Genomic DNA, 25,534 nt, shown 5'->3' with positions numbered 1-25,534 from the left:
GTATTACTTTTTTATCAAATTTCATGATACTTTTTAGGCGATAAAATTTTAATCGATTCGCTCCCCATATTCCTTTATCCTCTCCTCACAAATCTTTTTGGTAATATCACGTAGTAATTCCACTTTTGGAATCAGCGCATCAATGTCTTCTTTGGTCACTACAAAATGTGGATTGTACCTTGCATCCACATAAGCAGCTTTAAGGAGAGTAAATAGCCGTTTCTCTTCTGGCGAATTTTGTGGAAAAACCATTTTCAGCTCATCCGAATACTTTTTTACGGAACCGGATAGTTTAGAAAGATTATGTTGTTTATTATTTCGCAGAGTAAAACTTAATCTTATGGTATAGTAATAATTTTCACATGCTTGATGAAGAAAGAAAGATGCTTCTTTATAGTCTGTTTCTTTTTGAGCCATTTTTGCATACTTCAAAAAGTTACTGGCTCTCTTAAACTTCTCATCAAAATACTCCTGCGCCTGTTCCTTTATCTCATCAAAGTTAAGCTTTCTTCTACGGGCTAATTTATATTTCCCGCTATTATAGAGTATAATGCCTTCTTCTTTTATCTGAGTATAAAAGTATCTTCCTTCCCCTATGTATTTATTGAAAGTCTTTATATCATCATTTATGAATTGAACGGGAGTATCCCGGTCAAAGTCTTTACCAGTAAAAAACACATCCTCAATATTGTCAAGTACTGTTTCCGCTTTTTTAGGGTTAATTCCGCTTGTAATAACCAATATATCGTAATCAGATATTTTGACGGTTGGTATTCCGCCATCCTCAACTCTTATTGCCCGCTTTACATAATTATCCCTTGCATAACTTCCATACAGAATAATATACTCCATTTGAGGTAAGCGTTTTAATACCTCATTAATCAGGAAGTTAAGGTCTTCCTGTTTGTCTTTGGGTAAGTATGCAATAGAATTTTTCATTGTCTTGATAAATAGAATCTTAAAAACACAAAACTACAAAAAAAATACCGATTACCATTAACATTTTTACAGAAGTTGTATCTTTGAGCCACGTTCCTGTTTTTATTTATTCTGTGCTATACATACGGAATGAATAAGCTTATATAACTACAGGTAATCAATGGGTTATTTTTTAATATTTATCTGACCTGATTTTATTAATCGGGTTAAAAAGGAACGTGTCTTATGAACAACAATCAAAAAGCTATTAATATAGATGATTTTTCTTGTCTGCTTCAGCAGATAGGCAGCTTAATGAGCCTCACATTACCTGGAATCAAGTATATATACGAAACTTATCCTCACTGTATTATAGATTATTACGAGCAAGATGTAACAGAAAAATCAATCGAAATACGGTTTGACACGGAAGAAGTTACCGTAACTTGTACTTTTAATCCGAAAGGTAACTGTAATATGATCTATCTTTTTTCTGATAAGAGGCAGACGATAGAAAACCTTATCGATTATCTTAAAAAAAGGTATGAATATGATTTCATTAAAAACAGGTGGACTGTTTCCGGTTATTACGTATGTATCAAGAAAACGAGTTATCCTCCTTATGATATTTATGTGTTGTTTTATTCTTAATGCACTCTTTTTTAGGTAACAATTTTAATCGGAGCTATTCAATCCAGTTCCGATTAAAATTTGGTGTCTAATGCAAGCTCTCTTTTTCTACCTCGATTTTGTTTCTGATTTGTAGGGGGGATTCGTTGCTCTTCTTTCGGTGGTTTTGCCAATCGTGGATCATTCTTATGATGCTTTCTACTTTTTCAAATGACACATTTAATTTAATGTGCCCCCTTTTGTTATTTTCGGAATGGGGTCAAGAATAGGGTCAGTAAAATAGTGCTTAGAACTACCCTTTTTGCCTTTTTCGTATATTTCAAAGATTTGCTTGATTTTTCGATTTTTATCAGTGCGGCTGAAGGGACTCGGCCCCCACGGCCGGTATCGCACTGTATTAACGACTTACCATATTTCTTTATACTCTCAAAATTGAAAAATCCTCGATTTGATACCTGAAGAGCATTATTTCGACATGATTTATCTATTTTAGAGAGAAAAAAGAATGCTGTAATACCCTAATAAACAGTATAAAACAAGAAATCCCCCTGAACCTAATCAGAAGGATTTTGCATTTTGTGCGGCTGAAGGGACTCGAACCCCCACGCCGTGAAGCACCAGATCCTAAGTCTGGCGTGGCTACCAATTACACCACAGCCGCATTTGGATTGCGGTGCAAAGGTAATGTTTTTTTTATAATGAGCAAATATTTCGGAGGAAAGTTTTGGAATAGGCCTGAACCTGGACTAGGGTTGGTTTTCCTGCCCACTTGTTAGTTCTGTCAGAAACTTAATGGCAGATTCTATTAATGTATCTACACCTTTTTGGATGTCATCGGCTGTCATCTGGACGTTCTGTTTCGGATTTATACCGAACTCCGTATGTTCTTTCTCTGCATTAAGCATAGGTGAGGCAGAGAAACGGATAGTCCATCCGTTGGGTAATTCGGATGTAAACGGAAGCCCGCTACCTCCTCCCGTCTTGTCACCCATTGTGGTGACATAGGGCATCATGCTCATTTTCTGAACAAAGTCGTTTGCGGCACTATAGCAGTGACGGTTTGTTAATACGACAACCGGGCGTAACCAGCGAATATGTTCCGTGTTGGGAGAGAGGTATAATGGATATGGACTGGAAAAATCGTTGTGTCCTTTTCCCGTCTTATGCTGAATGTAGCCTGTCAGCATCTTTTCTTCCATAAAACGGGAAGCTATGCGGTCGGCATAGGTTAATGAACCTCCTCCGTTTTCACGAACGTCAAAGATAAGGGCTTTGCAGTCTTTAAAGTATAAAAACATCTGGTCCAAGTTGGCTTCGCCTACTCCATTGGAAAAACTGCTATAATAAACGTATCCTATTTGATTGTCGGCCAATCGTGTGTATTTCAAGCCTCCTGCAATCCAATAATCAGTTCCTAAATATCGGTCTTGTATCTCTTTATAATAATTCGCCGGATAATCTTCGTACCAGGCCCAGTAACGGGACATGTTAAAAGAAGAAATTAGATTGGTGTGCCCGTCCTGTAGCTCATTTAGCATATTCCCTAACACATCAAATAAAGCATATTGATTCATCGTATCGGTGACCTGTACACGATAGCGATCATGTACTTCATTCCAGTCGATGTCTTTGTATTCAAAAAAACAGTAATTCTCATCCATTATCTTCCAGAGAGCCTCAAAGTTGGCTGTGGGAGAGGAAACATAATCGTCTGCTTTTTCGCATCCCGTAAACAGGATAAACAAGAAGGCTATGCCATATATTATATGCTGTATCTTCATTTAATAGTAAGTACTTTTGTATGTATGCTTATTATTCATGGCCCGCTTGCCTCCGAAAGAAACAAATTCTTTTACGAAACCAAGCATGAATGTATGAGTAATGATATGACTGTCAATGCTATTCATGTCTGTCTGGTAGCGGCTGTTTAGATATCCCATGCGGATTGTTAGTTTGCCTACCGGAAAATCGGCGGTAATATAATGCTTCATTGCAAACTTGTTATGGAATGAATTGAACTGCACCATGCCCGAATGGTTACCCAGTCCGAACATCTCATAATAAGACTGGTTATAATGCGGAGCAAAAGAAACGCCGGCAAAAGGTACTGTCAACTGGTAACGGAATGTAATAGGATAATTCTTTATTCTGAGATTGTAAATGGCCATTCCGGACAAGTTCAGGTCTATATCGGCTTTAGCAGATACCGGGTTGTTCGTGTTGCGGGTATTGTAGATACATCCGCCAAGCAGATGGCCGGAACTTCCTGCAAGAAGTTTTAGTCCGGGCATAACCGGAAAATGATAATAATACCCCAATGTGTAGTCTAAAAAGAAAGCATAATCAATAGCACTTCCCGACGGATTTGTAGTACGTCCTCCGTCTATACTTACAATCTGCTGGCGGGTAACGTTGTAGTTAGCTAATTTGACTCTCTTCAAACGCTCGTCCATGATACGCAAAGTCCAGCCGCTATAGTTTATGTCAATGCCGGGAGTAAGGTATGTATCCATAAGGTGCATTCTGCCGGCACCAACCATTGTGCCTTCGTTGATAGACCAGTCCTCATTCTTGCCATCCTGTGCCATAAGCGGCAATATGGAAAGGTAAAAAAAGAAACTTATCAGGAGAGCAAGTTGTTTCATAATCTATTTATCAAATAGGTTCATCTGTCCGGTAATTTCGTCTATAATATCCGAACTGCTTTTGTCATCATCTTCGTTCTCTTCTTCATTGTCGTTTTCTTCCACAATATCTGATGGTTGAGATGATGTTGCAAAACGGGATGGTTCCAGTTCGTTTATTGTTTCCACTTCATAAGTCGTGATACGTTTACCTTTCGCTTTGAAACCTTTTACAGCTATGAACTCTTCGGCATCCACTACTAATGAACCCCGGAAAGCGTCGTTTCCTCCAAATACAACCTCAATACGGGGATAGGCTTCATCAGTCAAGATAAATAAACGGCTTTTGGGATTATCTCCTAAAAAGTTTTGTTTGCGGCTGCCTGCTTCCAGCTGAAAACGTTTCAAATATGGATACTTCTGGTCTGCATCATATAATGCTGCTGTCCATATTTTGTTCGCATCAAATTTCTCTATTGCGAGAATATCGTTTTCATAGTGATTACTCAGATCAAAATTTGTTGTGTAGAAATCACCATTTTGTAAAATCACAAGGATTAAATCGTCACTTTGGAATTCACCCAGTTCTTCTCCTCTTCCGTCATAATTCAGACGCAGGATATCCCGGTCAAACCATACTTGACGGCCTCCTAAAGTAGATGAACCTTTCTGCTTCAAGCTAATCTTATGGATGTCTGCCTTTGTGAGGATATTTCCCATGGAGCCGCGCCCTTTGATTACAATTTCGCTAAAGTCTTTCTCGAAAACAAGTACCTTCTGGCGAGGTTTCGGTTTCAAGATCACTTTAATTGTTTCGGCTTCTCCATTCGGGTTTGCACTGAAATAAAGAATCCGGGATCCTTCAGTTCCTTTTGTTATGTCATATTCTTTGTCACGTGTAACGCCGGTTATGGCAAAGCGCTTAATGTAATTGTACCCAGCCTTACCATCTCTATATACAACATTATAAATAGTCCGGTTGTCATTACGTTTAAACACGTTTACAAACAGAATATCTTTGCCGATAAACATCTTGTCGCATACCTTCACTACTTTATAAGTTCCGTTCCGGTAGAAAAGAATGATATCGTCGATGTCTGAACAGTTACATACGAATTCATCTTTTTTCAGCCCTGTGCCGATAAAGCCTTCGGCGCGATTGATATACAACTTTTCGTTGGCCTCGACAACCTTAGTTGCTTCGATTGTGTCAAAACTACGCACTTCTGTCATCCGGGGATAGTTTTTTCCATACTTTTCTTTCAGCATGGAAAACCAATCGATTGTATAAGCTACAATATTGTTGAGATGATGGTTGATCTGCTCAATCTCTTTTTTAATTTGAGCGATTATTGCATCGCATTTATCTGAATTAAATTTCAGGATACGACCCATCTTTATCTCCATTAGTTTGAGAATATCGTCACGGGTAACTTCTCTGTTCAATTTAGGCTTAAACGGTTCCAAACGAAGGTCGATATGGGCAATTGCTTCATCCATATCCTTCGCGTTCTCAAATTCTTTGTCTTTATAAATACGTTCCTCAATGAAAATTCTTTCTAAAGAGGCGAAGAACAATGCTTCTTCTTGTTCTGCCTTTTGTATCTCCAGTTCGGTGCGTAATAAAGTTAATGTGTTGTCCGTAGAATGGCGTAATACATCACTTACCGTCAGAAAATGAGGCTTATCATCTTTGATAACACAACAGTTTGGAGAGATACTTATTTCACAATCTGTAAAAGCGTATAGAGCATCTATCGTTTTGTCTGATGAAACGCCAGGGGCCAGATGTACCAGAATCTCCGCGCTTTGGGCTGTATTGTCATCAACTTTTTTTATCTTAATCTTCCCTTTATCATTTGCTTTTAATATAGATTCTATAAGCGAAGATGTTGTACGTCCGTAAGGAATTTCACTGATAACAAGTGTTTTATTATCCAACTTGTTGATTTTGGCCCGTATTTTTACCGAGCCGCCTCGTTCTCCATCGTTGTATTTTGAAACATCAACATAGCCGCCTGTCTGGAAATCCGGATAAAGAGTAAATTCTTCACCATTCAGATAAGCAATGGAAGCATCGAGCAGTTCATTAAAATTATGCGGTAATATCTTAGAAGAAAGGCCAACGGCTATACCTTCAACTCCCTGAGCGAGTAGTAACGGGAATTTTATGGGAAGTGTAACAGGTTCTCTATTTCTTCCGTCATAAGAAAGTTGCCATGTAGTAGTCTTCGGATTAAATACGGTTTCGAGAGCAAATTTAGATAGTCGCGCTTCGATATAACGGGGAGCGGCAGCTCCGTCGCCCGTAAGGATATTTCCCCAGTTGCCCTGGCAGTCTATCAATAAATCTTTTTGTCCTAACTGCACCAGGGCGTCACCTATGGACGCATCACCATGTGGATGAAATTGCATGGTATGCCCTACGATATTGGCAACTTTATTGTATCGTCCGTCATCCAGTCTTTTCATGGAATGCAGGATACGGCGTTGAACAGGTTTTAACCCGTCATTAATATGCGGTACGGCACGTTCCAGGATTACGTAAGAAGCGTAATCGAGAAACCAATCCTGATACATCCCCGACAAATGGTAGGTAATACGTCCTTCCGTTTTTGTCGGTACTTTGTATTCCGAATGGGTTTCCGGATTATTTTCTATCTTTTCTGTCTCCTGAATGTTGTCAGCCACAGGCTGACTGTCCGTTCCTTCAGGCTCTTTGTTGTCTTCTTGTTCTGTGATATCTTCAGGTTTCATACAATCCATTATAACGAGGGGTAAATATACAAAATATTACCGGAATAATAAAAAACGGTGTTCTTTGCGGATTGTTTGTATTTAAAATCATCGGGATCATTTTATAAAAACATCCTGATGATTTGGAAAAAAGATCCCGATGATTTGGTGAAGAGTTCGGGATGAATATTTTGGGAAAAAGATTGATATATAAAAAGGGTGCGTCTTGCTTGACGCACCCTTTTTGCTAATAAAAAACAGTGATGATTATTTTAGTATTTTATCATTCAGCATTTTCATGAAATAACCGCCAACGACAGAACGTGCCTGAAAACCTCGTTGTGAACCATTGCTGGTGAAATGCCAGTCACTTAAAGGCACGCGTGAAGTTGTTTCGTTTGCATATAACCAAACCGGTTCTACCAACGCGGTGAAGTCTGCCGGATTTCCTGTCAGGCAAGCCGACCAAAGAATCCAGTCGGATTTTGTATAATCTTTGCGGTTGTCTAAAGGCAGGCCATATTTATTCTGTTTTGTCTTATAATAAGCCATTTCCGTAGTCGCGACATCGGTTGGGAAAATGTTGAAGCCTAACAAACGATCCCAAACAAGATTATACTTTTGACTCCACGTACCCGGTTGATCGAATGTCAGACGATAATGATCTCCATCGTTTGCCATTGTTACCCATTTGGATGCCATTTCTTTTGCCGCGTTTGTATAACGTTCTGCCACATCGTTTTTACCCAGCATAGCTGCCAGTTTTCCGTATCCCGCAACACCTATGATTGCTTTGATAGATAAATTGGTATTATGGGCAAAATGGCCGGCAAAGTCATCGGTGCAGAGCTGGTTTTCAGGATCAAGACCTTCTTTTTGCAAATAGTCTGCCCAAGTTGTCAGCACATCCCAATGTTTGGCCGCATAATCCGCATTCCCTTCTATTTGGGCAATTGCTGCCATAAGGATAAGCATGTTGCCGCTTTCTTCCACAGGCATGTCGCCGCCGTAAGTCTGACCATTGGCCAATGGATATGTGCCTACGTCATGTGCTGCGAACGGCTTTGTCCATTTCCCGCTTTCACTGAAATAGAAGATAGGATTTAGCATACCTTTCAATAACTCGGGATTATATACAAGAAATAGCGGAGCAGACGGATAAGTGATGTCTACCGTTCCTATTGAACCGTTGCTGAAGTTTTCTTTGGAAAAGAATAATAAATTGCCTTCTTTATCTGTCACCAGTTTATGGGCGGCAATAGCCTGACGGTAAACCAATGCGCAAAGTTCTGCATATTTCTGTCCTCCCGATGCCACAGCGTCTTGCATCATCTGTGCGTCGAATGCCTGACAGCGTTGCATTACATCCGTATAATTCTTTGCCCCGTTTGAAAAAGCTTTGAATATGTCTACTTCTCCGTTGTGTTTCCAATAAGGCATACGGTTGTTTCCGAAATATTGAATGGAATACAAATCATCATATCCAATCATGACGTGACCGGAAACCATGTTGTTTGATACCTTTCCCAGATTATCCGCATATGCGAGTACGGTCATTTGTTTTTGCATATCGGCAGATACATTTCCTACTTTACCGGAAAGTCTTCCATTAGCCATAAACTCATTCTTTGTCGCAAAATACTCGTCGATAGACATTGTTACGCGGGGAGATTGCTCGGCTGCCAGATAAAGGTATCCCCAATCGATACGCAAATCATCGCCGGATTTACCTAAAACAGGTTGTTCTACAGAACCGGTTTTAAGATAGGTCATGCCGTTTTTGTCGATCATCTCGAAAGAAACGGCTTGATCAATGCTGTTTACCGCCAGTTGAGGGGTTGTTTCCATATAGACCTGAACATCGTGTTCCTTTCCATCTAGCGAACGTACCTGATAAGTGATGTAATTGAACGGCGAAGCCATTAAATCCAGATCATCCGTCAAGAATGGAGCTGTAAAAATAACATCCAATTGTACACCGCCGCATTCAAACGTATAAAATGTCTGTGTAGGCATTACGTTGACTGCGATTTGCTTGGCACATGCGTCAAAAGAGTTGTCGCTTTTTACCTTTTGGGAAATACCCAGATCCACGTATGCACCGCCTCCATTATTATGGCAGTGGGCTGCTATGACATTCCCGGTAGGTTTCAGTGTTTTTACTACACTTTCAGGAATCTCTTTCAGCAAGTCATAATCCAATCCATTGCCTGTAACGGCAACCAGTGTTCCGTTCACATAAACTTCGATGTTGTCGTCATGAGAATATTGAACGTATAGCGGTTCGTCACTCAATCCGGATGGCATATCAAAGGTACGCCGTACCCAAATATCATCTGTGGTCCAAGGAGTAGAGAGATGTGGATTCTCTTTTGTCCCGAATGCGGCTTTCGCCGTTTTCCATCCGTCAGCTTTGTAATCTACCGTCATCCAGTCACCGGCTGGAGCTTTTTCCGTGTACATACCTTTCCATAATCCGCTGGCGGCTGTTCCTACTACAGGAGTTACGGAGAAATCGTCCACTCCCATAAAACGATATGATTTTCCATCGACCCGGATACCTCCCAGAAGAGGGAAGTTTTTACCCGTCCAGTGGCGGGTATTTTCTTCATTTAATTTATCTGCAAATGACCATATACTGGTGTATGGGTCGATAGTGACTAACGGTACAGCCGGAGCGCGGAGATTATTCTCCGCTGCCGGCATATACGTTTCAGTGACAACAGGAGAGCTGCATGCACTGAATAAAATAGCACTAATGGCTAAAGAACAGAATTTACTTTTCATTAAAGATATGATTTATTGAGATTTAAGAAAGTAGTAAAAGTTGTTTTGCTTAACTTTCTTTATTCCGGACGAGGAACTACCATGTAGCCCTTTTCCCATTCCTCGTAACGGGCAACCATTTCTTTTACTTTGTCCGGGTATTGATCTGCCAGGTTGTGCATTTCACTGCGGTCTTCATTCAAATTGTACAACTCCCAATTTTTTTGGTTATTAGGCCATACAATTTTCCAACCGGAAGCATCAATAAGTGCTTTTTCATTGAAATGTTCAAAGCAAAGTTCACGATGTCCTTTACGTACCCCGGTCTTGAATACCGGATTCAGACTTTCACCAACTAAAGGAATAATTTTGTTACCATTGTATTCTGTCGGATATTTAGCTCCGGATATATCCAGACAAGTTGCCATAATATCCATTACATGTCCCATCTGCGTATTGATAGAACCCTTAGGTTGTTTGATACCTTGTGGCCAGTGTGCAATCATCGGGGTACAGATACCGCCTTCGTATGATTTAGCTTTCCAGAAACGGAACGGAGTATTGGCAGCGTTAGCCCATCTTGCTCCAACAGAGGCATAAGATGTTTCCGGGCCGGGTAATACTTCTTTATGACGTGGATAAATTATTTTTTCACCGCTACGTGTTTCTGCGGGACGGTCATTTTCTCCTTCTGAATAGTTCTGGCAGTCTTCATTACTGCAGCCGTTATCAGACATAAAAAGAATCAATGTATTATCCAATTGACCATTTTCTTCAAGCGCTTTTATTACTCGACCGATTTCCTGATCCATACGGTCAACCATTGCGGCATGGACTGCCATTGCACGGGCATCCCATTCTTTGTCCGGATTTTCTTCCCAAGAATCGGTAAATTGGCGTGGAGACAAGAAATTATCGGCATCACCAAATATTTTCAGTTTTTTCATCCGTTCATAACGTGCTTCACGGATAGCTTGCCAACCGCATTTGTAGGTGTCTTCATACTTCTTGATATCTTCGGGCAGCGCGTGTAACGGCCAGTGTGGGCAATGGAAAGCCAGATACATGAAGAACGGATTTTCCGATTCTGCATACTTGTTTACATAAGCAACGGCTGTATCTGCCAGTGCTATCGTGCTGTAGTAGTCTTTTGGAACAGTATTTACCGGTTTATCTCCGCTGATTAAACTGAATGGGTCAAAGTAATCAACTACCCCGTAGATTGTTCCATAACAATCTTGGAAACCACGGTTGATCGGGTAGTTTTCTTTAGGCGTAAATTCATCATGTTGTACTTGATGGGCCAGCCATTGGCGTTGATCCGGACGTAACGGAGTTTCTGCAATATGCCATTTCCCAACCCATGCTGTATTATAGCCTGATTCTTTCAATGCTTCTGCAATTGTTACTCCATTGTGGGTCATTGTTCCACGATAACCGGGTTTATGATCGTCGAAGGTCATACGTCCGATGCCGGCCTGATGTTGGTATAGACCGGTTAATAAAGATGCCCGTGTAGGGCAACTACGGCTTGTATTATAAAAATGGGTAAAGCGTAAACCGTTTTGTGCCAGTTTATCAAGATTAGGTGTTTGGATTTCCCCACCGTAACAGCCCAAATCAGAATATCCCATATCGTCAGCCAGAATAACAAGTATATTCGGACGAGCATCTTTTTGTGCCTGCATAGAAGGTGTTAATGCAGCTAACATCCCTAGAGAAGCTAGTTTAAATGTATTCTTGTTCATAATTATATTGTTTTTTAATGTGCGATAAGAAAACTCCTCCGAAGCATTAATGCCTCGGAGGAAGATATGATATGTACAAGTTTAGTGTCAATTATAAGCAAATATAATGAATTTTATCATTGGGCCGTAGATGACCATCCAGTATTTTGTGACAAGTTAGGATTCATCAAGATTTCATTATAAGGAATTGCCCAATAATATTCACGACTGTTCCAACGTTTAGGGTTAACGGCGTCTTGTGCATATATCAGTTCACCTTTATCATCTACGTACGAAATACAAAGAATAGGCGTGTTACAAACTTCTTCTCCGATTTTCCAACGTTTAATATCAAAGTAGCGTTGACCTTCCAAAGCCAGTTCTACCAAACGTTCATGACGAACTTTTTTACGCATTTCCGCTTGTGATAACCCGTCAGGGATAGGAGGCATGTCTACGTCACTTCTTCTGCGTATCTGGTTAATTGCATCCAGTACAGAACTGTCGATGTTATTCATTTCGATTTTTGCTTCTGCATAAATCAATAAAACTTCTGCATAACGGATATAAATCAGGTTAATGCCGCAATTGGACGGAGTGGCGATGTCTTCTGCATTTATATATTTGGCAAAACCGAAACCTGTTGTAGAGGCCAAATATTGTGTATAGTCATCGGATGTACCACTTCCTGGCAGTGGATTATATATATTTCCGTTAGGTAACGTACAGCCGGGAACATAAACAGTAAAACCTAAACGGGGATCTCTGCTTGTATATGGATTGCGAGGATCGTAACCGCTGCCTGCTTCCGTAATCAATTTACCGTTTTTCATTTCATACGCATCTACCAAAGTACGGGTTGGAGCTATATTTAAACCTCCCTGAGATAATGAACGCACACCGAACAGACTCATTGCCTGGTTTGAATACTGGTCTTTAACATATTGTTTGTCGAATAAAACTTCACAACCGTTTTCTGCATCATATGAAAACAGCTTTGAATACTCGGGATACAAACTGTATACGCCGGAATCCATTATATCTTTGGCTGCTTTAGCTGCCACTTCATAATTCCCGTTATATAAAGCTGTTCTTGCTTTAATTGCTAAAGCTGCTCCTTTCGTTACGCGACCAACCTCTGATTGTTTGAGAGGAAGTACTGCTACAGCTGCTTCTAACTCTTTATCTATAAATGCGAATATCTCAGAAGCCGGAGTTCTTGTCAGTTCTTTCGATTCTGCTATTGTAATTGGAGTAGTAACCAAAGGTGCATCGCCATATAATTCTACTAAATAAGAATAGAAAAATGCGCGTAGAGTACGAACTTCGGCAGTATAGATATCTAACTCTGCCTGATCGGTAGATTCTATTTTATCAACGTTTGCCATGTAATTGTTACATGCGCGAATACCCTGATACAGACTTTTCCAGATATCATAAAAAATAGTAGCTTGCGCATCGGCTGTCCCTTTTTCCATTACGCTCCAGTCGTTAGAGTAATAGTTACGGTGACCTATATCCGATAAACATTCAAAAAAGAGTGTCGGGTCAAAATTAAGCAATTTATCATAACAAGCGTTGGACGCAAGTCGTGCGTCATTGTTTGTCTGCCAGAATACATCAGAAGACAAACGGTCTGTTGGGATCGTTTCTAAAGCACTATCACATGAATTTAAAGCATAGGCCATAGAAAAAAGAGCCAATATATATTTTATACCTTTCATATCAGTTAATTATTAAAATGAAACATTTACGCCCAAAGTATATACTGCGGTTTGCGGATAATAGTTTCCACGACCGCTAACAAATTCCGGGTCTAATCCGAATTCACGAATAGGAGAGAATGTCAATAAATTTGTTCCGGAAACATAGAAACGTAGACGATCTATGTAATATTTTTGTGTAATAGCCTGCGGAATTGTATAACCAATCTCCAGATTCTTCAATCTCAGGTATCCGCAATTCTTAACCCAGAAATCCGAACAGTTAGAGTTGTAGTCACATTGCTTCTGAGGGCGCGGCCATTTTGCCCCTGTGTTTTCTTCCGTCCAGTAATCCTTGAAAGTATCTAATACAAATCCTTCATAATTACCAAACTCTGCAAATGCTCCTGATACACGTGTCTCTGCATGCATAACCCCCTGTAATAAAATAGAAAGGTCGAAATTATTATATTTAAAGCTACCGCTGAAAGCAAATGGGAAGCGAGGCAATTCTGTACCCAGATAGACACGGTCGTCTGCATCAATCGTTTTATTCTGGTCGGTATCTACATATTTTACGTCACCTGGCTTTGTATTAGCATCCAGAACCGGACCGGCCTTGATTTCATCCCATGACTGGTACAGTCCGTCTGTCTTGTATCCCCATATGGCATTTACAGGATAACCTTCTCCTTTAATACGGAATGTTTCTGAATTAGAACCTGTAATGATTGGGCTTGAACCTGCCATGCTTACTACTTTGTTCCAGTTGTTGGAGATATTGAAATTCAAATTGTATTGGAATTTGTTCCCTCCGTGGTAACCGACTGAAATTTCAAATCCCTTATTATCTACGACACCTGCATTCTGGAAAGGCGCATCCAAACCTACTGTGGCAGGGATAGTCAATTCCATCAAAATACCGTCTGTCCGTTTGTAATAGTATTCAGCTTCAACGGTCAACTGGTTATTAAGGAATCCTAAATCCAAACCTATATCTGTTTGGGTAGTCGTTTCCCATTTAAGATCTTTGTTCGCAAAAGTTGTTTGTGCGTAACCATTAACAATATTACCTCCGAATGTGTAAGATTTGGAAGAATATGAATCATAGAAACTGTACAAACCACAAGTCTGGTTTCCGGTCTTACCCCAAGAACCACGTATTTTTACATTAGAGAAAAGATCTCTCAAACCGTCCCAGAAACTTTCGTTAGATAATCTCCATCCTGCAGAAAAAGAAGGGAAGAAACTGTATTGGTTATCTCCTGTAAAACGTGAAGAACCATCATAACGGATATTAGCTTCCAATAGATATTTATCATCAAAGTTATAATTACCACGCATGAAATAAGACTGTAATCCGAATTCATTGTCGTAACCTTTGTTCTTCATGCTGCTTTCTCCTCCCATATTCATGGATGGTACATCATTGTTATAGAAGTCTGAACGTTCAGCCTCCAGATAAGATGTTTTATTTTGGATCAAAGAATAACCTGCCATACCGCTAACAGAATGTTTGCCAAATGTTTTAGCGTAATTCAATGTTGCATTTAATGTACTTTCTCTGATATCTTCCCGTTTTTCAAGCAAATTATTACGGTCTACTTTCTTTTGACGGCTAGGATATTCTTTGTCTATCAAAGTATAGGCATTCTTAAATATTTTATCCTTATTGTTGGCATAGCGGAGTGCATATTGGAAATTGGCGGTAAAGTCCTTGAATGTATAGGATGCTTTCAGGTTGCCGACAAATAAATCTTTCCATTTTTTATCATCACCGGACATTGTGGCATACATCAATGGGTTGTTTCCTTGCTTACTCAATCCGTAGCTGCCGTCACTATATACAGGAGTGGTAAATTGTGAAGCATGATATATGGTACGGAATACTTCGCCAGCTTCCGAAGGTTGCAGTGAATATGTTGATCTATAATCTGCATCCAATGACAAGGTAAGTCCTTGTAGCGGATTAAAGTCTGTATTTACGCGGAAATCTTTTGTGTTGGATTCAAAGTTCGGGATGATACCGTCTTGTTTATAATAACGGACAGACATCAATCCCTTGAATTTTTCACTACCTCCACTTACAGAGAAAGAGTGGTTCTGTTGTGGGGCTGTTTCAAATAGAACATCCTGCCATACGTTTGCATACGGATATTTTTCACGATCTGTGGCATTTTTCCATTCCTGTATATATTCTTCATTGTAAGGAATCTGATCGCCTGTTTTGCCTGCGTTCTGGTAAGCTACGATTTGTTGTCTCATGTATGCTTCGGATTCCATGTGTTTTGGATTGTTCATGGCCTTCTGGAAACCGTAGTAGTAATTGTAGTTTATTTGTACTTTCCCGCTTTTACCACGTTTGGTTGTTACCAGGATTACACCGTTGGCAGCACGTGAACCGTAGATGGAAGTGGCAGAAGCGTCTTTTAAGATAGAAATGTTTTCGATGTCTGCCGGGTTCAGGTCTTCCAGACGTTGTTCGATACCATCTACAAGTATCAAAGCATCGTTGCTGTCATCATTTAAAGAAGTAACACCACGTACGCGCATTGTCGTTGTATTACGTCCGGGAGCTCCACCGTAGTCTACAATGGTAAGACCGGGAGCCAAACCTTGTAAAGAGGTGACCGTACTTTTAGCATTCAAATTGATAGCGTCACTTTTAATTACGCCTACCGAACTTGTCATACTTACTTTTTTCTGTTGTCCGTAACCTACTACGACTACTTCATCCAATTTCTGAGTGTCTTCTTTTAGAGTAATGTTCAGAACAGAGTTGTTTCCAACTTTTATATCCTGATCCAGATAACCGATGTAGGAAACATGTAGAGCTGCGTTTTCCGGAACTTCCAGAGAGAAATTACCATCTATATCGGTAATCGTACCGTTTGTTGTACCGGCAACCACGATGTTAGCGCCGATAACCGGAATACCGGAAGCATCTACTACACTTCCTTTAACTTTGCGTTCCGTTCCTTTTTGTTGGTTTGATGTCGCTTTCAAGGTAAGAACAATCAGATTGTTATTATCCTTTTTGTAAGTGATATCCGTATTGGCAAAAAGTTTATCCAAAACAGCTTCGATTGGCTCGTTTGTTACGGATAAAGAAACTTTATTATCCAAACTGGATAAAGCATCATTGTAAAAGAATTGATAATCGGTAGTGCTTTCTATCGTCTTGATAGTCTGTCTTATAGACTGGTTTTGCACACTTACCGTAACCTGTGCGAACAGGGATGGAGATACTAATAAAATAAATAAGGCTAATTTGATTGACTTAAATTGCCTTTTTTTAAGGACTTGTATAGTCCTAGCAAACTTAAAATTCATAATTTTGTAGACTTAATGGTTCTTATTATTGCACATGTTATTTGCGAGATACCTATGTGCAGATTGAGAATTTGTGGATGGGATGGTGCTTGGCACTGTCCCATACATTTTTTGTGGGAATTTTAGACGTTTATCATAAACAATTATTTAAGGTTAAACAATTAATATTTGGCCTATTTCAATGCGTTTTCGTAATATTTTTTTTGTGTTATGTTTTCGCGTAATATAATAAGACTGTCTTTTACTTCATATGAAAGCGGAGAAGTTAATGACAAGATTTGTAATACACTTTCCAAACTTGTATTTCCAATAGAACCGGTAAAACGATATTTTTTCAAAGGTTCCGATTCAAATGCAATTTGTGTATTATAATACCGCTCCAATGTATGCGCTATGTTCTCAAATGTTTCAGCATTAAATGATAATATATTAAACTTCCAATTTGCATAGCCTACTGCATTTTCAACAGAACTCTTTCGCATATGCCCCGTTGCTTTGTTAAAAGTAACCTTTTCATTCGGCTCTAAGATAATGCAATCTTTATCCGATTTGACTTCTACTTTTCCCGTCATTAATACGGTAGATATATGATCTTCGTCGGCATAATTTTTTACGTCGAAACTTGTTCCTAAAGCACGTACTGAGATATTATTTGTTTCTACGATAAAAGGACGCTCTTTGTCCGGAGTAACTTCAAAGTAGGCTTCTCCTTCCAGACGCAAAACTCTTTCTGCCGAATTGAAACGACTTCCATAAGTTAGCTTTGAATCGGAGTTTACCCATACTTTGGAACCGTCGGGAAGAGTTACATTGGCTTTTTGTCCTTTTTCTACAGCGACTATCATGTCTGGCATTGTCATCTTTTGAACTGTATGGAAATAAATACTCAATCCTGTTGCCAACATAAGTAATAATGTAGCAGCAATGCGCATTGCCCATACGTATAGTTTGTGTTTTTTTATTTGTACAGCTTTCTTTTGTGGCTCTATTTTAGCTTTGATTTTTTCAAAAAGCTGTTGTTGGAGTTCCTGATTCATTTCGGATGAAACTATATTCCATTCTTCATCGGCCCAAGCGCTAAACTCAGAATCGTTTTGTAACCATAGGATAAGTTCCCGGACTTCTTCGGATGTTGCCTGCTTTTGTAGGAACTTATCGAATAATTGTATGTAATAGTTTCTTTCCATTTTCCTGTTTCTATTAATGTATACAGACGGGCGAATTATTTCCGTTATCCCCGTCTCTTATTTTAACTCTTATTAATATATTAGGATGTGTTTCGATTCAGGTGCTGAAAAAGTTCCATTCGGAAGGAATTTAAATTTCTACCGGATGTATAGTCCGATAAGTATGGATATACATAATTCGTAATGTTGCATAACTTTGTTACGAATGAAAGTAGTTGCTTTGGTTAATTGGGATTCTATTGTGTTTTCCGAAAGGTTTAATTTTGTTGCAATTTCTTTGTTTGATAGAAGTTGGAGACGGCTTAATATAAATATTTCCCGGCGTGCGGTAGGTAATTGTTCTATTAAAGATTGGATATATTCATCTAATAGATGGTATTCAACTTCTTTTTCCGTAGTGTTGTCAATTGTTGATGTTTTTTCTAATTCATTCTGGTAGAGAAATTCGGACATACGATGCTGGTATATATTTGCCAGTTGATTTTTTGCTATGGTGCAGAGATATGCTCCAAACGATTTGTTTGCATCCAGTTCTTCCCGTTTCTCCCATATTTTAATGAAAACAGATTGTACTAGCTCTTCTGCTATATAACTATCACCATGGGAAATACGCATGACGAAATTATAGAGTTTGCCACTCCATTGTTCATACAGGTATTTAAAAGAAGCAGGTGCACCTGCTTTAAGCGCAAGTATTTGCGCTTGGTCTTTACCTATATTATCTATATCTCCCATAAGAGCAAAGATATAATAAATAGGTTAAATTATCACTAAAACTGACAAAAAACATTTCTGTATTCTGCTAAAACACAGAGATGTTTTTTGCCAATGAAAGATTATTCGTTTTAATCGGTAGATAAAAAAGTCCATTTATCAATGGAAAAACGTTTTCCTTTAAAATTACCTTTTCGGTCTGCTTTTCCTTTGCCCTTTTTTTCAACTTTTAAAATTAAACGGTTGAATTCTCCGTTTTGATAGTTATATGTTTCTCCGTCATCTTCGAAAAGAGTGAATGGTGCCGGATTTTTGCCATACACGTTACAAGTTATATGAAAAACCGTTTCAGGTGTGATGTATTGGACAGGCTCGGCCAAAGGAAGTATTGAACCGGACTTTACATATAAAGGCAATTCGGATAGTTTGTTTTCTATGGTGTATTCTCGTCCTCCTTCATATACTTCGTTGGTGTAAAAATTATACCAGGTTGTTCCGGCCGGAAAATAAACCTGTCGCGCGTTTCCTTCGGTGTAAAGCGGTGCAGCCATCAAACAATCGCCTATCATATACTGATCGTCAATGTCTTCAACTTTTTTATCATTTTGAAGGTCCATCACAAGAGGGCGGAATGGTGGAATTCCCTCTTGCTGATAACGGTTGAAAGCGGAATATAAATAGGGAATTAGAGCCATTCTCATGTCTACAAGTGTTTTGGTGATTTGTTCCATCTCCCTGGCATCGGCCAGAAATTCCCCTTTGTTGTTTTTTTCTTTGTCATATTGCAACCATGGCGGATTTTGTAAATACCAGGCATTTACAAGAGCTTGTGCAGAAAGTAACACTGTTTGCAGACGATGGAATAGCTCTTCTTTAGAAGCGGATTCCCGTAGTTCCGGAGACCAGAGCAAACCTCCGAATGCGGAATTACATATCATCTGTATATAGTCTTTATGGCCATATATGTCACTGTACAATGACGCCGGAACAGATGACATAAATAAACCCGAAGAACGGTAATCTTGATAAGCTCGTTGATTCTTTTCTTTATACAGTTTGTCCATCGTTTTCAGATAAAGAGAGCCGAATAACTGATGCATGCGTTCGCCGTCCAATCCGGATGGAAAGACAGACATGTCCGGAAAACCCCATGTCGCTTCTCCACTACCGATGTTGGAATTATCACATTCGTCCAGTTTGAATCCAGAAACTCCTTGTTCGATTAGCCGGCTATGATAATCTCCGAATACTTTTCGTGCTTCTGGTAAAGTAAAATCAGGAACCAGACCGTTCCAAACCAGGAAATCTCCCGAATAGTCGTATATATCCGCATGAATAGGAGAAGTTGGATGCACATAAGCATGCTCCCACAAATTAATGCGCAGGCCTTTTTCTTTCAATGCGGACATCATTTTTGCCGGTTCAGGAAAGCGGTCTTTATTCCATATATAAGAACAGGAATAGGTTGCTGTTTGCCAACCGGGTTCTAAGCCGAAAACATCGCAGGGAATTTGATTTTTCCGGAAGTAATCCGCCATATCGTTTACTTGTTTTTCATTAAAATCACGTTCTACACGATATTTCAAGCCTAATCCCCACATCGGAGGCAGACAACCGCCGCCGGATAAAAGGTTATAACGTTGTATTACTTCTTTGATTCCGGCTCCTTCTATAACGAAAACCTCTATACCTTCTGCATTTGGTATATCTACAAATACGTAATTACCCCGTTCTTCCGATTTATATAATTCTTCTACATTTGTTGTTCCTTCTTTCTGTTTTATATCCGCAGCATTCTGTTTTGCTTTCAGTTGATTACTTCCACAATGAAAGGTTGTATATCGAGGTGTATTAATCAATATTCCGTATCCGCCCGTTGATACATAAAACGGCTGTGGGGCATGCGTATATCCCAGATTGTTTAATGGATAATCGTTTACCAGCGGACGCTTTTTCAATCCTCTTTGCTTGAAACTTCCGATTTGCAAACCGAAGCCATATAATTGTTCGTTATCGGAAAGAGGAATAGCAATGGAACATCCGCGTTCATTCTTATTTATAATTATATCTTCCAGAGCAAATGGCAATTTTTTACAATCTATTTGTGCCATTTTTTCGTTATCAAACGGTTCTGCGAACAATTCAAACGGAGTGAACTGTTCTTTTTCCCCGAGAGAAAGAACATAGACACCGGGAGCAATTTCCTTTTTTGTTACGGAAGCAGATAATAAACTGCAACTGACGAATAAAAATAGTAATAGAAGATTAACAATACGCATAACTTTATTTATTTGATTATTTACTGAAATCTTTTGGTGCAGGAGCTGGTGGCCATGTCGCTCCGAGTATAAAATATAAAGAAAAAATAATTTTCTTATTCATAATCAGTATCATTTAGTACTTAGGCAAAGATAAAAGATATAAAGTGAAAATCCCATAAGTGTATTATAGAATTTGTGGAAATGAAGTAATCGAAAATTACTGTTTATAATTTAAGGCTCAAAATTAGAAATAGCCAAATCATCTCGATGATTTTTTGAAATGATCGGGATGTTTTTAAAAAAACATCGGGATGATTTTTTCAAAAAACAGGCAATAAGAGTTTGATGCAATGAAAAAAGTTCAGTTCTTTGGAGTATTAAAACTAATAGTATTATGAAAAGAAAACTCGCACATAAGGTTTTTACTGCCATTTCTGTTTTTGGAGTACTGGGCGTTTTTATCTGTAATTGGAGTTGTACGCAAAGTTCCGGTACGGAAAAGCACCAAAAGAACCGTAATAAAGTGATAAATGTCCGGGATAAGGTAACTAAAATAGAAATGGAGGAAATGCCGGTTTCCGATTTTGCTGATCCTTATATTTTAGGTAATTGTTTAATTGTCAGCGATTATAAATCGCCGGATAAACTGATACATATACTCGACAAACATACATTTAAATATATAACCAGTACCGGAGATAAAGGAGAAGGCCCACAAGAGATTGCCAATATGGGAAGTATTGGTATTAATGAGGCGGATCGTATATTTTATGTAACAGATCATGGGAAACATGAAATATTCAGTTTCTATTTGGATAGTGTCCTTGCCGATCCGTTTTATGCTCCGACGGAAAGAATAAAATTGGATGGAATGTTGTCTCCTGTTACTTATAATTATGTAAATGATACTCTATCAATAGGTCTGTTTTGGAAAATATTAAGTGACGCTGATTATACTCCCGTTGTTGCCAGATGGAATATGAAAACGGGAGAAATAGTACCTGTGAAATATTTGAAGCATCCGGAAATAGAAAGAAAGCGTGTCAGTGCTGCTGCGTCTGTGAAAAATGGCTTGTATGTCGAGAGCTATTGGCACCATGATTTAATAACAATTGGGTATCTTAATGGGGATTTCAAGTGTAATATATATGGTGAAAAGTGGGATAATAAGACGTCTAATAGTGATGTATATTTTAGAGATGTCGTATTTTGTAAAGATAAGATTGTAGTTACCTATCTTGGAAAAAGAAGATTAATAAAAGGTGCTAACGGAATAACAGCTGATTACCCAACTAAACTTATGGTTTTTGATCTGGATGGTAATTATATCCAGACATTAGAGACCGGACATCCGATCAGCCATTTTTATTATGATGAAGAAGATAACAGGCTTTTCTTGACTCTTCAGGATGATATGCTGCTTGCTTATTTGGATTTGGATGGTATAATATAAAATCGGAATATATTCTGGTTTTTAGGATAGAACTAAACTGAATAATGGCAGAGTACAACTCTGCCATTATATCTCTGAACGGTTGATTATGTTGTTTCGTATTATTCAGACCCGACAGACTTGTCATTAAGAGAGGTTGACAACAAAACATTGTATAATCCATTCAAATCGTCAGCCCCAACTAAATCTACACCTTCTTTTATGAAGAAACGTTTAAATTCAGGAGTATCCGGAGCACCCCACCAACGGAAAAGCTTACCTTCTTGATGTACTTGCGCTATGATTTCACGCATCTTTTTCAGTTGATCGGCAGGCATTTCACCTTCTCCGTTCCAAGTGAAGAAGTCTTCATAGTTATCACTGATAACTGGCGCTAAAGAGGCCGGGATTCCTTTGCCTAAATCCTTTATTTGTCCGTCCAGAAATGTGAAACGGCTCTTTTCCTGTGGAAGTGATTTCTTCGGACGTTCTCCGGAAAGGAAAAATAAAACAGCTCCTTCCTTATACACACCATTTTCTATAGAACAGAAATATTCCTTATAAGGCTCAATTTGTTTTTTCAATAAAGAATAAATTTCTTCCCCTTTGGTTTTGCAGTCTATCATTAAATAGAAAGGACGGTCGCTATTCGGATATACTTTCCCTTTATTTTTCTGAATACGAGCTATTAATGGTTTCAGGTACAAATTCTCAAAAGTGATTGCCGGATCAGGTTCCGGACGATCATGAGAAACATATAATTCACCATTGATTGGCCATAAATCGGCTTCTACACAGTTATAGCGGAAAGCCAATGCGTCGAATAACGGATTTTCCCGGCTGTAATCATTGTGAGAAAACGCATTGAAATGTATTTCTTTATTGATCTCCATCGGAAGAACTTCATTCTGATAAGGAGGTACAACTTCAAAGTTGCCTTTGTCGTCTGTCCAGCGGCAGGAAGCGATAGAAACCGAATTCCCTTTAATGCGTAACACGGCAAAAGAACCGTTCCCATCTTCATCCGGCCAAGCGTTATTTACCTGATAAATCGGATAACCACGGTAATGTTGTAACGATGGGGTATGTGTATGCCCTACAAGGAAAGCTGCTACGTTATACTGGTCTAGAACATCAAATAACCGGTTTCGAGCCGCCTGTGGCCACCATTTGATAGCCCATGGGTCTACACCGTAATGTTGGATATAAACCACCGGATTACCATTGGATGCATAGGTTTTTAGGTCGTCTTCCAACCAATCCAAATTACTTTCGCAATAATCCGTATCACCGGAGAAACGTTGTGCTTGCACGAAATGCATATCGGCAATATTCCATGAATAACTGCGGCTGGCCGGATGGAGATTCAAAATCTCTTTTTTTGCCAGCTTATCATTCAGGATAGAATCGATATAATGCAAAGTGAAAGAACGTCCTTTTAAATTATCGAAACCTTTATCTGAAACTCCCGGATCAATATCATGGTTTCCCAAACCCGGATAAACAGGAAAATGAATTGTCTTTTCACCTTTGCCTGTTTCGTAACGTTCGCGATAAAGAGATAGTATTTCAGGACGAGCTTTATCAAACATATCTCCGGCAAAAATCACACCGTCCAATTTCTTCACAGTCTCGTTTGCAATACCGGGAGCGGCATCGGAAGGAAACTTGAAGTTGTTTTCCAAGCGGTTCATTGTTACAACATGGTAATATTGATCGGTTTCCGGAGGGAAGTCAAAATGCAAATCTCCGGCAATTACTACAGTAACGTCACGATCCGCGCCTGTTGCCTTCTCCTTTGATGAGGAACAGGATGCGAATAAGGCCGATAGGGCAAATAAAAACAAATATTTTATTTTCATACCGTCTGTGTTCCCGTTTTAATGTTTACAACCTTTTGTTTGTCTCCCCAAAGAACTGTTAGCTCGAAAGGTACATTACTGGTTATTTCCACTTGAGGTTCTTGAGCTGCGGCAGAGCGGGCTTTCACTTTGATATCTACCAAACCATCCATACCAAATGGATAACGTTTCATGCCGTAAGCCTCTGTCAGATTAACATCAATAGTCATTTTCTTATCATATACATTGGAACGGATGCCGAAAATATGTTCGATTAATACGGCAATAGGCGGAAGACCTGTCCATCCGATAAAGTCCGGACGGGCCATGAAGCCCGGTTCCATTGTCTCCGGAGCATAATATTCCCAGAAAGTTCCAGTCTTTTTGTATACACCGAATACGTTGTTATAGTGGTTGGTCGCAATGTCGTAAGCCATCTTGCGATAACCTTTTTCTACCAATCCGGTTAGCACCATATAGGTTGCTCCGGGCCATACGCCTCCTTGCCAATAACGACCATTGGCTTTGTATTTCTCGTTGTTCGCAGCCAGCGATGGTATACGGTGAGGGCGGTTAAAAGTCTCTTTGTTGTCCAATTCGGCAACAAAGGCATCCAAGCGATCTTTCGGCAGCACATCGGTTAATAGTGCCCAATAAGCGTAAATACCTTTGGTTGAAGAGAGAGAGCCATCTCTGTATTGGTCGAAGAGGCATTTTTCTTTATCATCCCACAGATTTTCGTTGATGTATGTTTTCAACAATTTCTGTTCGTCTTCAAAGTCTTCTATCTCTTGCCAACGTTCTAGATAGAATCCTATTTCGAGCAAAATACCTGCAATGAAATATTGTTGCAAAGTGACATCCAGCCAAATCATGTGTCCGTGACTGTAAATCATATTGTACTGCGGTTGTACACGCGGCATGTTATCCATACCGGTTCCCCAGCCGCTACTCCAATAGGTTCCGTTACGCCAGGTATGGTTTAACTTAAGCCATTTGTAGTAAGCGCATAGAACAGGAAATATTCTATGCAAGCGATCCATGTCACCAAACTGCTTGTAATAAATGATCTCACTCCAAGGCAGGATATTGGGACCTGTACTGGTAGGATCGTAACGCTCAAAACAGTCTGCACCGTCCGACTTGATTTCACGGCAGATAAATCCATCCGGGTGTTGCTTTGCATAAAAGTTGTCCAAAGTACGCTGGAACGGAAAGAATCGTGTTCCGTAACGGGCGAACATTGTGATGAAAGCAGAGTCCCACATGAAAATATTACCATTGTAGGCAGTATCTATATAGCTGGAAACAAAGCCGGAACCGGCTTCGGGAGCTTTAATGTTACGTACTCCGATTTCCCATGCTTTCCAATACATTTCCAGTTCTTTGGCATGTCCTTCCCATACAGGTTCGGGCAATATCTTTTTTGCCTCGGCAAAAGAGCCGGGAACGGTTGTCTCCGGTGCGGCAATACGATATTCGTTTTCCGTTACCAAAGGCTCCTTCAAGTATGTGTTTTTATAAGGAAGGCGATACTTTGGCATCTCTTCTTCCTTTTTTTCTTGTGCAAGAAGGCTACTTGCCGGTATTGCCGTTGCACCGGCAGCAAGGAGAGATTGTTTTAGAAAATTTCGTCTTGTTGTCATATTTCTATGGTATTAG

At 39.4% G+C, this 25,534-nt stretch carries 15 protein-coding genes, 1 tRNA gene and 1 pseudogene; 2 read left to right on the top strand and 15 right to left on the bottom strand.

The features are described from left to right. Window positions 1-48: 48 nt before the first annotated feature. Window positions 49-939 carry a HEPN domain-containing protein gene (locus tag C1721_RS04540; protein WP_102407349.1) on the bottom strand — a complete coding sequence of 297 codons (891 nt, stop codon included), beginning with the start codon at window positions 937-939 and terminating at the stop codon, window positions 49-51. A gap of 225 nt (window positions 940-1,164) precedes the next feature. Between C1721_RS04540 and C1721_RS04535 the strand changes: the two genes are divergently transcribed. Beyond that, complete coding sequence (locus C1721_RS04535) at window positions 1,165-1,569, top strand: hypothetical protein (protein WP_102407348.1); 405 nt, start codon at window positions 1,165-1,167, stop codon at window positions 1,567-1,569. 558 nt (window positions 1,570-2,127) lie between these two features. Here the strand turns inward: C1721_RS04535 and C1721_RS04530 are convergent. The 11 genes from C1721_RS04530 to C1721_RS04480 all read right to left on the bottom strand — a co-directional run bounded on the left by C1721_RS04530 (window position 2,128) and on the right by C1721_RS04480 (window position 20,617). Beyond that, window positions 2,128-2,209 (bottom strand) — tRNA-Leu (locus tag C1721_RS04530). An 85-nt stretch (window positions 2,210-2,294) separates the two neighbouring features. Continuing rightward, the gene (locus C1721_RS04525; RefSeq protein WP_102407347.1) at window positions 2,295-3,329 is read right to left on the bottom strand and encodes a S41 family peptidase; all 1,035 of its coding nucleotides are present in this window, start codon (window positions 3,327-3,329) and stop codon (window positions 2,295-2,297) included. Beyond that, window positions 3,330-4,193, bottom strand: coding sequence for a DUF3316 domain-containing protein (locus tag C1721_RS04520; RefSeq protein WP_102407346.1), 864 nt, complete (start codon window positions 4,191-4,193; stop codon window positions 3,330-3,332). It abuts the gene before it with no gap. Window positions 4,194-4,196: 3 nt separating this feature from the next. After that, window positions 4,197-6,929 carry a DNA gyrase/topoisomerase IV subunit A gene (locus tag C1721_RS04515; protein ID WP_102409235.1) on the bottom strand — a complete coding sequence of 911 codons (2,733 nt, stop codon included), beginning with the start codon at window positions 6,927-6,929 and terminating at the stop codon, window positions 4,197-4,199. A 246-nt stretch (window positions 6,930-7,175) separates the two neighbouring features. Further along, window positions 7,176-9,695, bottom strand: a complete 2,520-nt coding sequence (locus C1721_RS04510; RefSeq protein WP_102407345.1) for a glutaminase domain-containing protein — start codon at window positions 9,693-9,695, stop codon at window positions 7,176-7,178. A 59-nt stretch (window positions 9,696-9,754) separates the two neighbouring features. After that, window positions 9,755-11,422 (bottom strand): arylsulfatase, encoded by a 1,668-nt coding sequence (locus C1721_RS04505; RefSeq protein WP_102407344.1) that lies wholly within the window; start codon window positions 11,420-11,422, stop codon window positions 9,755-9,757. 116 nt (window positions 11,423-11,538) lie between these two features. Further along, a complete protein-coding gene (locus C1721_RS04500) occupies window positions 11,539-13,125 on the bottom strand; it encodes a RagB/SusD family nutrient uptake outer membrane protein (protein WP_102407343.1) in 1,587 nt (528 codons plus the stop codon). 12 nt (window positions 13,126-13,137) lie between these two features. Next, on the bottom strand, window positions 13,138-16,437 hold the full coding sequence (locus C1721_RS04495; protein ID WP_102407342.1) for a TonB-dependent receptor: 3,300 nt from the start codon (window positions 16,435-16,437) through the stop codon (window positions 13,138-13,140). 173 nt (window positions 16,438-16,610) lie between these two features. Beyond that, entirely contained in the window at window positions 16,611-17,624 is a 1,014-nt protein-coding gene (locus tag C1721_RS04490; protein ID WP_102407341.1) for a FecR family protein, read from the bottom strand. Between the two features lie 138 nt (window positions 17,625-17,762). Then, a complete protein-coding gene (locus C1721_RS04485; protein WP_102407340.1) occupies window positions 17,763-18,359 on the bottom strand; it encodes an RNA polymerase sigma-70 factor in 597 nt (198 codons plus the stop codon). Between the two features lie 110 nt (window positions 18,360-18,469). Next, entirely contained in the window at window positions 18,470-20,617 is a 2,148-nt protein-coding gene (locus C1721_RS04480) for a glycoside hydrolase family 31 protein (protein WP_102407339.1), read from the bottom strand. A 376-nt stretch (window positions 20,618-20,993) separates the two neighbouring features. Between C1721_RS04480 and C1721_RS04475 the strand changes: the two genes are divergently transcribed. Continuing rightward, window positions 20,994-22,052, top strand: a complete 1,059-nt coding sequence (locus C1721_RS04475) for a 6-bladed beta-propeller (protein WP_102407338.1) — start codon at window positions 20,994-20,996, stop codon at window positions 22,050-22,052. Between the two features lie 101 nt (window positions 22,053-22,153). Here C1721_RS04475 and C1721_RS16455 read toward each other — a convergent pair whose 3' ends face one another. The 3 genes and pseudogenes from C1721_RS16455 to C1721_RS04465 all read right to left on the bottom strand — a co-directional run bounded on the left by C1721_RS16455 (window position 22,154) and on the right by C1721_RS04465 (window position 25,518). Beyond that, window positions 22,154-22,924, bottom strand: a complete 771-nt coding sequence (locus tag C1721_RS16455; RefSeq protein WP_338117711.1) for a phosphatidylinositol-specific phospholipase C/glycerophosphodiester phosphodiesterase family protein — start codon at window positions 22,922-22,924, stop codon at window positions 22,154-22,156. A 198-nt stretch (window positions 22,925-23,122) separates the two neighbouring features. Continuing rightward, a pseudogene (locus tag C1721_RS16450) lies at window positions 23,123-23,893 on the bottom strand (metallophosphoesterase); the annotation flags it as partial. Beyond that, window positions 23,890-25,518 carry an MGH1-like glycoside hydrolase domain-containing protein gene (locus C1721_RS04465; RefSeq protein ID WP_102407336.1) on the bottom strand — a complete coding sequence of 543 codons (1,629 nt, stop codon included), beginning with the start codon at window positions 25,516-25,518 and terminating at the stop codon, window positions 23,890-23,892. The pseudogene C1721_RS16450 and the gene C1721_RS04465, both read right to left, overlap by 4 nt. Window positions 25,519-25,534 lie beyond the last annotated feature (16 nt).

It is taken from the genome of Parabacteroides bouchesdurhonensis, assembly GCF_900186615.1.
GTDB classification, from domain to species: Bacteria; Bacteroidota; Bacteroidia; order Bacteroidales; family Tannerellaceae; genus Parabacteroides; species Parabacteroides bouchesdurhonensis.
Note: the sequence above shows the minus strand (reverse complement) of the source record. Positions and strands in the feature narration are given on the sequence as shown.

Coding starts and splice junctions, on each gene's coding strand:
- C1721_RS04540 (WP_102407349.1), bottom strand. CDS start 939: ATGAAAAATTCTATTGCATACTTACCCAAAGACAAACAGGAAGACCTT.
- C1721_RS04535 (WP_102407348.1), top strand. CDS start 1,165: ATGAACAACAATCAAAAAGCTATTAATATAGATGATTTTTCTTGTCTG.
- C1721_RS04525 (WP_102407347.1), bottom strand. CDS start 3,329: ATGAAGATACAGCATATAATATATGGCATAGCCTTCTTGTTTATCCTG.
- C1721_RS04520 (WP_102407346.1), bottom strand. CDS start 4,193: ATGAAACAACTTGCTCTCCTGATAAGTTTCTTTTTTTACCTTTCCATA.
- C1721_RS04515 (WP_102409235.1), bottom strand. CDS start 6,929: ATGAAACCTGAAGATATCACAGAACAAGAAGACAACAAAGAGCCTGAA.
- C1721_RS04510 (WP_102407345.1), bottom strand. CDS start 9,695: ATGAAAAGTAAATTCTGTTCTTTAGCCATTAGTGCTATTTTATTCAGT.
- C1721_RS04505 (WP_102407344.1), bottom strand. CDS start 11,422: ATGAACAAGAATACATTTAAACTAGCTTCTCTAGGGATGTTAGCTGCA.
- C1721_RS04500 (WP_102407343.1), bottom strand. CDS start 13,125: ATGAAAGGTATAAAATATATATTGGCTCTTTTTTCTATGGCCTATGCT.
- C1721_RS04495 (WP_102407342.1), bottom strand. CDS start 16,437: ATGAATTTTAAGTTTGCTAGGACTATACAAGTCCTTAAAAAAAGGCAA.
- C1721_RS04490 (WP_102407341.1), bottom strand. CDS start 17,624: ATGGAAAGAAACTATTACATACAATTATTCGATAAGTTCCTACAAAAG.
- C1721_RS04485 (WP_102407340.1), bottom strand. CDS start 18,359: ATGGGAGATATAGATAATATAGGTAAAGACCAAGCGCAAATACTTGCG.
- C1721_RS04480 (WP_102407339.1), bottom strand. CDS start 20,617: ATGCGTATTGTTAATCTTCTATTACTATTTTTATTCGTCAGTTGCAGT.
- C1721_RS04475 (WP_102407338.1), top strand. CDS start 20,994: ATGAAAAGAAAACTCGCACATAAGGTTTTTACTGCCATTTCTGTTTTT.
- C1721_RS16455 (WP_338117711.1), bottom strand. CDS start 22,924: ATGGAGATCAATAAAGAAATACATTTCAATGCGTTTTCTCACAATGAT.
- C1721_RS04465 (WP_102407336.1), bottom strand. CDS start 25,518: ATGACAACAAGACGAAATTTTCTAAAACAATCTCTCCTTGCTGCCGGT.